Raw genomic sequence first — 10,927 nt, 5'->3', positions numbered from 1 at the left:
TTTCAATCAGTCTGAAAATCAAATTTTAGAACTTTGTCTACACACTGGAATAATTTTCGAATTATTTCTCTATAAAAATAACTTTGAATATTAGACTGTTCGTTTTTTTGCGAAGTGAACAGCCTGACTAGTAAGGAGTGGCAATATGAAAAAATATAAAGGATACTTAATTGATCTAGATGGAACGATGTACCGTGGCGAAGAGCAAATTGAGGAAGCTAGTCTTTTTATAAAGGCTTTGAAGGAAAAAAATATCCCTTATCTTTTTGTAACGAATAACTCTACACGTAGACCAGAACAAGTTGCTGATAAACTTAATTCCTTTAATATTCCAACTACAAAAGAACAGGTCTTTACAACAAGTAATGCCACAGCAAATTACATAAAAGAACAAAAGGCAGATGCTACTGTTTATATGATCGGTGAAGAGGGCTTACAATATGCCTTAGAGGAAGTTGGCTTAACAATTACAGATGAAAATCCTGATTTTGTAATTAGTGGTTTAGACCGTAGTATTAATTACGAGAAATTAGCAAAGGCTTGTATAGCTGTAAGAAATGGCGCGACATTTATTTCCACTAATGGCGACATAGCGATTCCGACTGAAAGAGGTTTATTACCTGGAAATGGTTCACTAACATCTGTTATTGCTGTATCTACTACAGTAAAACCAATTTTTATTGGAAAACCTGAATCAATTATTATGGAACAAGCATTAAAAGTTCTTGGTGTTGCAAAAGAGGATACATTAATGATTGGTGATTATTATGATACAGACATTATGGCTGGGATTAATACTGGTGTTGACACATTGATTGTTCATACTGGTGTAACGACAAGGGATATGTTGTCAAATTACGAAACGCAGCCAACTTATTCAGTTGACTCATTAGAAGAGTGGATTAAATATATCTAAGAAAACATTTAAACTTAAAAAACCCCACTAGTAATTAATTTACTTGTGGGGTTTTTGTGTTATTTCAAATGAAAAAGTGGTCTCAAATGTTGATTGACTTATGAGACCACTCTTTTTTATTCATCTTCAGCTTTAATTTGATCAGCCTTTTTATGTGCGGCACGATGAGCAAGTCGGCTAGATGCAGCAGCTGCAATCGCTCCAACAATATCATCTAAAAATGTATTTACTAAGCCTGTAGATTTATCATTTAATCTTTCTAAAATTCCAGGTTTTAATTTATCGATGTAACCGTAATTCGTGAATCCAATTGAACCATATACATTTACGATCGATAAGGCAATTATTTCATCAATTCCATAAAGGCCTTCATCTTTTTTGATAATAGCCAACAACGGCTCCTGTAGTTTATCCTGCTCTGCCAAAATATCTAATTCAATACCAGTAATGATGGCATTTTGTATCTCACGTTTTGTCAAGACTCTCTCAACATTGTGTTTACACTCATCCAAAGATAAATTTTCATGATATTTACTCTGTAAAAAGTAAACTAAATCAGCAATGTCATCGAGCGTAACACCTCTTTTTTCTAATAACGATAATGCAGTCTTTTCTAAATCGTGATTTAAATATTCCATTTCATCACCTTTTCCTTATCGATTGATTTAATTACTATAAAAATAACTAAAATGGAGATTTCATAAAATAATTAAAACCTTTATTATAAATTCTTTTTAAGAAATAAGAGGATTAATTATATATGATTCGATATCGAACAAAATTCCCCTTTATAAAAAAAGTTAAAACATAGTAAAAAATTGTTGAGACATATAATTTATTACTTATGTCTTATCTGTTGAACCATTTGCCTACATATTTTTGTATAGTACCCGAGTTCTTGGCCTTTGTCTTATGCTTGTCGGGGCTGACCAACCCGCCTCCACATTTTCGTGATGTCTAGTTCCAGCGAGTAGCCCCTCGAGGTCATAAGCCTAATGCCAATAAAGGTAAAAAGCACCTTTCTTGTCCTTAGTCTTATGCTTGTCGGGGCTGACCAACTCGCTTCCACATTTTCGTGATGTCTAGTTCCGGCGGGTAGCCCCTCGAGGTCATAAGCCAAAGTCCAATAAAAGTAAAAAGCAACTTTTCTTGGACTTTGTATTATGCTTGTCGGGGCTGACCAACCCGCCTCCACATTTCATATATACTACGTCATTCTCTCCCTTTTTGTGTATGGCCATTCGGGTTTATATATAGAAAGTGAAAAAGTAGGGTACAGGTTTTTAGATTTGTGACATATATATTAATTAAGTAGGTATAAGAAGGATGTGAGTGATGATGTTTATTCGCAACCAAAACATCATTCAAGACATGTTTACTCATTATCAAATTCAACCAGCTGAATTACTTCAAGTACAGTCATATTACATGTTTTGGCAGCGGAATAGGGTGTATTTTCTTGCACCCATTGGAAATTTAAAAGAAGATGATTTGCAGGAAATGAAGAGTTTAAGTGATTTTATGAGTTCAACCGGAGATCAATCGGTCGCAACCTTTGTTCAAAATGTTCAAGGGTACTATGTGAGTAAGATTGATGGAAATAATTATTCCTTATTTAAGAGTAACAGACAAAATGAACGCAGTAATAATAACGGTGAAGAACTTGCGATTTTTCATTTAAGAGGGAAAAAATATTCAGATGAATTGAAAAGATTGAATAGGATTGGGAAATGGAAGAATTTATGGGAAAAACGGTTAGAGCAATTGGAAAGATTTTGGCAAAGTAAGGTGAATAGTCATCCCGAAAATTTTTTCGAACAAATATTTATTGAATCTTTTCCTTATTATCTCGGAATGACTGAAAATGCGATTCAATATGTTGTAGATACTGAACTAGATGATACTCCTCAAGTCGTTGATGCAGCAACAATTTGTCATCAAAAAATGACTGAAAGAAGACAAAAAGAAATTCATTTTGCGAAGGTACCGATTGAATGGATTTACGATCATCCAAGCAGAGATCTTGCTGAATGGGTTAGGGATGAATATTTAGAGAACCCTGATAATTATCAAAAGAAAATCCTCTCATTTTTTTATGGTTATGAAAAGAAAAGTCCATTATCTACTTTTGCGTGGCGTTTGTTATTTGCAAGACTTCTTTTTCCCGTACACTATTTTGAAACAATTGAAGGATATTATTTGGCAAGGAGCGATGCGGATCGGAAAAGGTATGAGCGTAAGTTAGTTAATTATCTTGAAAACACTAATGAGTTTGAATCTTTTCTAGGTGGATTTTATGATTTGATCGGACTACCAACTGCTAAGTTAGGGATTCGTGAAATTAAATGGCTAAAATAAAAGAGAGGGTTTTTAACCCTCTCTTTTAGTATTGAAAATATATTAGAATACTTGCTCTACCTCAATTACACCAGGTACTTCTTCTAATAAAGCTCGCTCAATACCAGCTTTTAATGTAATAGTTGAACTTGGGCAGCTGCCACATGCACCTAAAAGGCGTAGTTTAACAATTCCATCCTCAATATCAACTAAATCAACGTCTCCACCATCACGTAGTAAAAACGGTCTTAATTTATCTAAAACTTCTTGTACTTGTTCTTTCATGTCCATTCATATCGACTCCTTTCACTAATTTTATTATAATCAGTTAAGAGGAAAAAATCTATTACAGAGTACTTTGTGTGTTTGAAATTATTTTCGGACACACCCTTATTGTATGCTAGGAGGAGAAAATGAGTAATAAAATTTTAGTGGAAGTTTTTGGAGCTGAAGTAATATGTGCAAGTTGTGTAGGAATGCCATCATCAATTGAAACTTTTGAATGGCTTCAAGCTGCACTTCAAAGAAAATATCCTGACTTAGCCTTTGATTTTCAATACATTGATATATTTAATGTAGTGAATAATGAAAAAGAAGATTTCGCTGAACGAGTAAGAAATGATGAATTTTTTTATCCAGTAGTTTTAGTAAATGGAAATGTTGTAGGTGAAGGTAATCCAAAATTAAAAGATGTTTATAACGCTATTGAATTATAATGAATTTAAATCCCTTACAAAAATGTAAGGGGTTTTTTATTGATTATAAAATGTTTTTTGTTGTGGTCTTATTGTAAATTGAGTAATTAATTCTTAGCCGAAAAAATTAAAATGTTTTAATAAAATTCACTATTTTATGTAAAATGCTGAAGATTTACATGATAGAATAGAAGTGTAAAGACAAATAAATTACAATTTTTGGCATATATATAGAATTGGGAGGAGGGGTGGAATGGTTGCGATCAGTTTATTTGTAATTGGAGTTTTATTAATTATTATCGAAATGTTTTCGTTAACCTTTGTATTCTTGTGGATTGGTATTGCGAGCATTCTAGCATCAGTTGTAAATTATTTAACAGGATCAAACACCTTTACTTTTATCGTTTTTATTGTTAGTGCATTAATTTTGTGGCTTAGTACAAAGAAATTTGCAAAAAGAATCCACCAGCATAAAACGATAGAAAATGGAGTATATGCATTAGTTGGTAAAGAGGTCGTTGTAGCTTCTGTTGAAATAAATGATGATACAGTAGGCACGACCAAAGTTTATGGTGATGAATGGACAATCCGTTCTACTGAACCATTATTTTTAAATGAAAAGGTAATTGTAACAAAAATAGAAGGTGCAACTTTATACGTGAAAAATAACTAATTGAGGAGAAGTGCTATGTCTGATGTAAGTTCTATGGTTGGTCCAATTATTATTGGCATTATTGTTTTATTTGTTGTGTTACTTTTATTATCAAGTATTCGTATTGTTAGACAATCTGAAGTATATCTAGTAGAACGATTAGGGAAATTTCATCGTAAGTTAGAGAGTGGAATCCACGTTGTAATGCCATTTGTTGAACGTGTAGCTAGTAAAAAAACATTGCGTGAGACTGTGGTAGATTTTCCACCACAATCAATGATTACAAAAGATAATGTTAGTATCCAAGTAGACTCCGTTGTCTTTTATCAAGTAACTGATGTTGTGCGTCATGAGTACGAAATTGCTAATCCACTGTCTGCGATTTCCAATTTGACTGCTACTACTTTACGTAACTTAATAGGGGAATTAGATTTAGATGAAACTTTAACAAGTCGTGATACAGTTAATAATAAACTCCGTGCAATTCTTGACCAAGCAACTGATAAATGGGGAATGAAGGTTAATCGTGTAGAGATCCGAAATATTATTCCACCTGTTGATATACAAAATGCGATGGAGAGACAAATGCAAGCAGAACGTACACGTCGTGAAAAAGTATTAAATGCACAAGGTGAAAAAGAATCAAAAATCCTGAAAGCAGAAGGGGAAAAGCAATCAAAAATTCTTGAAGCAGAAGGGGAACGTTTAAGCCAAGTTGAAAAAGCTCGAGGAGATAAAGATTCTCAAATTTTACGCGCTGAAGGGGAAGCGGAAGCAATCATTAAACTTGCTGAAGCGAAAGCTAGAGGGGAACAACTTGTGTTAGATGTTTGGAGAAATGCAGAGCCAACTAAAGAAATGGTTCAATTGCGTTCAATGGAAGCATTAGAAAAAGTAGCTTACGGTCATGCATCAAAACTTGTTATTCCCACAGACGCTACAAAGCTTTTAGGGATGGTTGAAAGTGTAAAAGAAGTTATTAAATCTGATAAAACAGAATAAAAAAAAAGCCCCTTAGCAATTATGTTAAGGGGCTTTTTAGCATATTAATTTTGTTAAAAAGATTTGTTAATCAACCATTGTGGTATTTATACATCCATAAGATTCCAGACTTAATTAATCTTGGAACACGTCCGAGCAGTGGGCGTTCATTGAATAGTCCAAAACCATGTTTTTTACCTAATGAGCCCATAATACCTTTTAATTTTATTTTAGGCATTACTTCTGGAAGGTCTTCACCTTTCCATTTCTTTTGTAAAACCATAACGATTTGTTCTGCTTGAGCTTCCGCAAGCTGTGCAGAAGGTGCATATGGTAATGATGCACAATCTCCCACTACATAAACATGCTCATCGTTTGGCATGTGATGATATTTCGTTACAACGATTCTTCCTGTATTGTCTTTTTCTACGTCTAAATTGCGGACAACTTCAACTGGTTGAATTCCCGCTGTCCAAATAACAGCGTCACAATGAATTTCATCATCATGGTTAAATAAAGTATTTTTCTCAACCTTTGTAATGTTTGAATTGCTAACAATTTTTACATCGTGCTCAATGAACCAGTTTTGTACATAATAACTAAGTTTTTCTGGAAACATTGATAAAATTCGGCTTCCACGATCAAAAAGTAAAATTTGTAAATCGCTTCTACTTTCTCTTAGTTCACTAGCTACTTCTACACCACTTAAACCAGCACCTACAACACCGATTACTGAATTAGGAGGTAGACTGTTTACATTTTCATAAGCGTTTCTTGTTTTTTCAATTGTTTGAATACTATAAGTATGTTCCGGTGCACCAGGTACATTATGGTATTTATCCTCACAACCTAAACCGATAATTAAATCATCATAAGAAACTGATTTTCCATTGCTTAATTCTACTTTCTTGTTTGCCGTATCGATTGTAGTAATATCTCCATATACAACCTTTAATTTCTCATGAGTTGGTAATGGTATTCTAATGTGTTGCTCTGGAACTGTACCTGCAACTAATGCATAATACTCAGTTTTAAAGCAATGAAAAGAATTTCGATCAATCAATGTGATATGAACATCCTCAGGTAAATCAGATGTTAATAGACGTGACAAAGCACGAATATTTCCATATCCGGCACCTAGTAATACGAGGTTTTTCATAGTTGATGTTCCCCTTTTGTTTTATTAGCGTTGAATGAAAAAATTTTTCTATTTTTCGACAATTATATTATATATATTTTATGTTAAAATAACAACGCCTAACTCGGTAAAATAATGCTCATTCCATTTATTCTCAAAAGGATTGACGTTTTTAAAAAAAAAGAGTAACTTTATGATGAGCAAGGAGTGAAAAATAGTGAGACCATTAGTCGAATTTTGTATAAAAAACCTAGCAGACGGTGCACAAAAAGCTTTAGAACAGCTTGAACGTGATCCAAATCTAGACATACTAGAATATGGCTGCCTTGGATATTGTGGAAAATGTAGTCTATCACTTTTTGCACTAGTTGAAGGGGAAGTAGTTACTGGAGAAACAGCAACCGAGCTAGTAGATAATATTTATATTTTCTTAGAAGAAAATATGTTGATATAAGAAGCACTGTTAATAATTAACAGTGCTTTTTTCTATTTTTCGAGCTATTTCAACAATATTTTAATCTTCCTTTAAATCCGTTTTACATCTCTCGAACATTCCCTAAATCAAACAATTCAATATTAGGGAAAAATTACTATTCTTTAGATTCATTACTTTAACCAATATTATTTTTATTACGTACACTATTTTTAATTATTGAGCAAAATTAATGCAAAAAAAAATGAGCATTCACCTAAGTGAAGCTCTTAAAATGTTTCTATATCGAGAAACGGGGGATGTTCTTATTGTGCTCAATTCATTTAAATTTTATACTTGTATTAATAAAAAAAGTAAGGAGTCATGAAAATGAATTCTTTTCGTTATACAAAAATGCATGGATTAGGAAATAACTATATTTATGTAAATATGTTTGAAGAAAATTTAAGAGAAGAAGAGCTTTCTAAACTTGCAGTTGAAGTTTCAAATATTAATACAGGTATTGGTAGTGATGGAATGATATTAATCTGTCCATCAGAAGTTGCAGATGTAAAAATGCGAGTATTTAATAATGATGGGTCAGAAGCTAAAAATTGTGGTAATGGTCTTAGATGTGTAGCTAAATATGCATATGAACATGGAATTGCATATAATACTTCATTTAAGATTGAAACGATCAGTACAATTGTTGAAGCGACAGTACATGTTGAAAATAATATTGTTAATCATGTAACAGTAAACATGGGGAAACCAATATTCCAAAGATCACAAATCCCAATGATTGGTGATGAACAGGAATATGCTAAGGACAGAATTTTCTTTGAAGAAAAAAGCTATGAATTTTCAGCAGTTTCGATGGGAAATCCACATGCTGTTTTTGAAGTAACTGATATAAAAAAGGCACCGTTAACAACTTTAGGTCCAATTGTTGAAAAACATGATTTATTTCCGGAAAGCGTAAATGTTGAATTTATCGAATGTTTGCCGCATAATGAGATAAATTTCGTTGTATGGGAGCGAGGTTCTGGTGTAACTCAGGCCTGTGGAACAGGAGCTTGTGCTGCAGCAGTCGCTATGATACAAGAAGGTAAATATAAACGAGATGAACCGATAACTGTTCACCTCCAAGGTGGAGATTTACAAATTACTTGGTCTGCTGATGGGGATGTATGGATGAAAGGCCCAGCAGTTACAATAACAGAAGGCATATACTATACTCAAAGAGGAGTGAAATAAATGATTACAGTTACTGAACAAGCAGGTTTAAAAATTAAAGAAATGATTGAAAACGAAGAAGATCAAAACACTTTTGTACGCTTAGGAGTAAAAGGTGGAGGTTGCTCTGGACTTTCATATGGACTTGGTTTCGATCCACAAAAAAATGATGATGACACAGAATTAGAATATCATGGCATTAAGTTTTTAATTGATAATGAAAGTGCTCCAATTTTAAAGGGAGTTGTAATTGATTTCAAGGAGTCATTACTAGGTGGAGGATTTACAATCGAAAATCCAAATGCAATCGCATCATGTGGATGTGGTTCTAGTTTTAGAACAGCTACGAATGCAGGTACACCTGAAGAGTGCTAATTCAGACTGCCCGCCAAGCGCTTGCAATCAGTCTGAAAATCAAGTTTTTAGTACTTTGTCTAAACACTGATAGGATACGTTTGTATCCTATTTTTTCTATTATACAAACTAGGCAAAATTCTTAATTGTTAATATTTTTACAAATTCAAGGTAATTTATTGAATCTTTTTTGAAGTTGTGTACTATTATATAGTGTAGATAAAAATTTGAATTGGTTTTTTAAGAAGTTGGTTGTGAAATGGTTCACGAATTATGTTGTACTTTGTTCAATGTATCACAAGTAAGATAAAAAAAAGACTGCCTATAAAAAGTCCTTATGATTTAATCTTATATTTTTGAACATTGAAGAACTATGACCTGGTTGTACTTTCGCAGTTGAATCAATATATGTTTTAGCATGGTTGATTGCTGTTGGTGCTTCACCAAATCTAGAAGCAATTAGCTTAACTTTTCCATCATATGTACAAAGATCGCCAGCAGCATAAATACCTGGACTATTTGTTTCCATGCGTGAGTTAACAATGTATAAATGCATGTCATCTATAATAGAATAATATCATATTTTATACCGATTAACTGAGGTGTGGATTAATAAATAACCAATTTCGCTTAATATTTTGAGAATTCTACCGATTAGATTTATGCTTGAAATCTTACACAAAAAACTTTAATATTGTTATAGGCTAATTGTTAACATTTTGTGACAATTATTACGAAATATTTAGACAAATATCCCTATATAATCGTTTGCTCACTTATGTACTAATTTATAATGAGTTAGATTGCTCACTATTGAGCTTAGTTATAAATTTAGAGATATTACGGCAAATTGTAGGTACTTAATATAATTTAAAAGGATGGTATGTATATCATGAATAAGCCTAAGATTGTAATCCTTGGAGCTGGGTACGGTGGAATTATTACTGCAACTCGACTTCAAAAAACATTATCTGCAAATGAAGCGGACATTACACTAGTAAATAAAAACAGCTACCACTACCAAGCAACATGGTTACATGAAAATGCAGCAGGTACATTACACCATGACCGTACACGTCTTGATATTAAAGACGTGATTAATCAAGATAAAATTAACTTTATTCAAGATACTGTTACTCAAATCAAACCTGAAGAGAAGAAAGTATTACTTTCTAATGGCGAATTAGACTATGATTATTTAGTAGTTGGACTAGGTTTTGAGTCAGAGACTTTTGGAATTAAAGGATTAAAAGAACATGCATTCTCAATTGCTAACATTAATGCTGCTCGTCAAATTCGTGAGCATATTGATTACAGCTTCTCTAAATACTACAACACTCCAGTTGAAAAGCGCGATGAGTTATTAACGATTATCGTTGGTGGTGCTGGATTTACTGGTATTGAATTTGTTGGTGAACTTGCAAACCGTGTTCCAGAATTATGCAAAGAATATGATATCGATCGTGATTTAGTTCGTATTATTTGTGTAGAGGCTGCACCAATGGTATTACCAGGTTTTGATCCTGAATTAGTTGACTATGCTGTTTCTCAATTAGAGAAAAAAGGTGTAGAATTCAAAATTGGTACAGCTATTAAAGAATGTACTGAAGATGGGATCATCGTTGCTAAAGGTGATGTAGAAGAAAAAATTAACTCTGCAACAGTTGTATGGGCTGCAGGTGTACGTGGAAATGCATTAGTAGAGGAATCTGGTTTTGAGGCTATGCGTGGACGTGTAAAAGTTACAAAAGATATGCGTGTTCCTGGAAATGACGATGTATTCATCGTTGGTGACTCTGCTTTATTAATTGACGAAGCAAGTAACCGTCCATACCCACCAACAGCACAAATTGCAATTCAACAAGGATTTAATGTTGCTCACAACTTAGCAGTACTAGTTCGTGGAAAAGGTGAATTAGAAGAATTCACACCAGACATTAAAGGTACAGTATGTTCATTAGGACATGATGATGCAATTGGCGTAGTTTACGGTAAAAAATTAACTGGTTGGAAGGCTTCATTTATGAAAAAAGTAATTGATAACCGTTATTTATTCGTACTTGGTGGACCAATGTTAGTTCTTAAAAAAGGTAAATTAAACTTGCTATAAGCATATTAGGATATTAGCTCGACGTAAGTCGGGCTTTTTCTTTGTATATTATTTAAATGTGAATTGGCAGCAGGGGGTTGACGTAGTTTCCAATTT

12 protein-coding genes and 1 pseudogene are annotated in these 10,927 nt (G+C 33.2%); 9 read left to right on the top strand and 4 right to left on the bottom strand.

Annotation, left to right across the window (positions count from 1 at the left end; all coding sequences use genetic code 11):
• The first annotated feature begins 145 nt into the window (after positions 1–145).
• Positions 146–916, top strand: a complete 771-nt coding sequence (locus tag COJ46_RS06235) for a TIGR01457 family HAD-type hydrolase (protein ID WP_097976360.1) — start codon at positions 146–148, stop codon at positions 914–916.
• Positions 917–1,032: 116 nt separating this feature from the next.
• Here COJ46_RS06235 and COJ46_RS06230 read toward each other — a convergent pair whose 3' ends face one another.
• Positions 1,033–1,554, bottom strand: a complete 522-nt coding sequence (locus COJ46_RS06230; RefSeq protein ID WP_097976362.1) for a phosphatidylglycerophosphatase A family protein — start codon at positions 1,552–1,554, stop codon at positions 1,033–1,035.
• 721 nt (positions 1,555–2,275) lie between these two features.
• Here COJ46_RS06230 and yutH point away from each other — a divergent pair.
• Positions 2,276–3,274, top strand: coding sequence for a spore coat putative kinase YutH (yutH, locus tag COJ46_RS06220; protein ID WP_097976393.1), 999 nt, complete (start codon positions 2,276–2,278; stop codon positions 3,272–3,274).
• A gap of 42 nt (positions 3,275–3,316) precedes the next feature.
• Here yutH and COJ46_RS06215 read toward each other — a convergent pair whose 3' ends face one another.
• Complete coding sequence (locus COJ46_RS06215) at positions 3,317–3,544, bottom strand: NifU family protein (protein ID WP_025671774.1); 228 nt, start codon at positions 3,542–3,544, stop codon at positions 3,317–3,319.
• Between the two features lie 122 nt (positions 3,545–3,666).
• On the opposite strand from COJ46_RS06215, the gene COJ46_RS06210 reads away from it, so the two are divergent.
• The 3 genes from COJ46_RS06210 (at position 3,667) to COJ46_RS06200 (ending at position 5,602) form a co-directional block, all read left to right on the top strand.
• Positions 3,667–3,969, top strand: a complete 303-nt coding sequence (locus tag COJ46_RS06210) for a DUF1462 family protein (RefSeq protein WP_097976363.1) — start codon at positions 3,667–3,669, stop codon at positions 3,967–3,969.
• A 232-nt stretch (positions 3,970–4,201) separates the two neighbouring features.
• Positions 4,202–4,621, top strand: coding sequence for an NfeD family protein (locus COJ46_RS06205; protein ID WP_097976365.1), 420 nt, complete (start codon positions 4,202–4,204; stop codon positions 4,619–4,621).
• Between the two features lie 15 nt (positions 4,622–4,636).
• Positions 4,637–5,602, top strand: coding sequence for an SPFH domain-containing protein (locus COJ46_RS06200; RefSeq protein WP_217993265.1), 966 nt, complete (start codon positions 4,637–4,639; stop codon positions 5,600–5,602).
• A gap of 70 nt (positions 5,603–5,672) precedes the next feature.
• Here COJ46_RS06200 and COJ46_RS06195 read toward each other — a convergent pair whose 3' ends face one another.
• Entirely contained in the window at positions 5,673–6,740 is a 1,068-nt protein-coding gene (locus COJ46_RS06195) for an NAD(P)/FAD-dependent oxidoreductase (protein ID WP_069034814.1), read from the bottom strand.
• Positions 6,741–6,936: 196 nt separating this feature from the next.
• On the opposite strand from COJ46_RS06195, the gene COJ46_RS06190 reads away from it, so the two are divergent.
• The 3 genes from COJ46_RS06190 to COJ46_RS24410 all read left to right on the top strand — a co-directional run bounded on the left by COJ46_RS06190 (position 6,937) and on the right by COJ46_RS24410 (position 8,742).
• Positions 6,937–7,173: a YuzB family protein gene (locus COJ46_RS06190; RefSeq protein ID WP_056468696.1), complete on the top strand. Its 237-nt coding sequence runs from the start codon at positions 6,937–6,939 to the stop codon at positions 7,171–7,173.
• A gap of 348 nt (positions 7,174–7,521) precedes the next feature.
• Positions 7,522–8,388, top strand: coding sequence for a diaminopimelate epimerase (dapF, locus tag COJ46_RS06185; RefSeq protein ID WP_097976369.1), 867 nt, complete (start codon positions 7,522–7,524; stop codon positions 8,386–8,388).
• Positions 8,389–8,742 (top strand): HesB/IscA family protein, encoded by a 354-nt coding sequence (locus COJ46_RS24410; protein ID WP_098565754.1) that lies wholly within the window; start codon positions 8,389–8,391, stop codon positions 8,740–8,742. It abuts the gene before it with no gap.
• Positions 8,743–9,043: 301 nt separating this feature from the next.
• Here the strand turns inward: COJ46_RS24410 and COJ46_RS06175 are convergent.
• A pseudogene (locus COJ46_RS06175) lies at positions 9,044–9,265 on the bottom strand (hypothetical protein); the annotation flags it as partial.
• A 348-nt stretch (positions 9,266–9,613) separates the two neighbouring features.
• On the opposite strand from COJ46_RS06175, the gene COJ46_RS06170 reads away from it, so the two are divergent.
• Positions 9,614–10,831: an NAD(P)/FAD-dependent oxidoreductase gene (locus COJ46_RS06170; RefSeq protein WP_141437789.1), complete on the top strand. Its 1,218-nt coding sequence runs from the start codon at positions 9,614–9,616 to the stop codon at positions 10,829–10,831.
• Positions 10,832–10,927 lie beyond the last annotated feature (96 nt).

Origin of the sequence: Bacillus sp. AFS077874 (genome assembly GCF_002566505.1) — a bacterium.
Taxonomy (GTDB): Bacteria; Bacillota; Bacilli; order Bacillales; family Bacillaceae_G; genus Gottfriedia.
The sequence above is the reverse complement of the archived record's forward strand: the minus strand, read 5'-3'. Positions and strand labels throughout refer to the sequence as shown.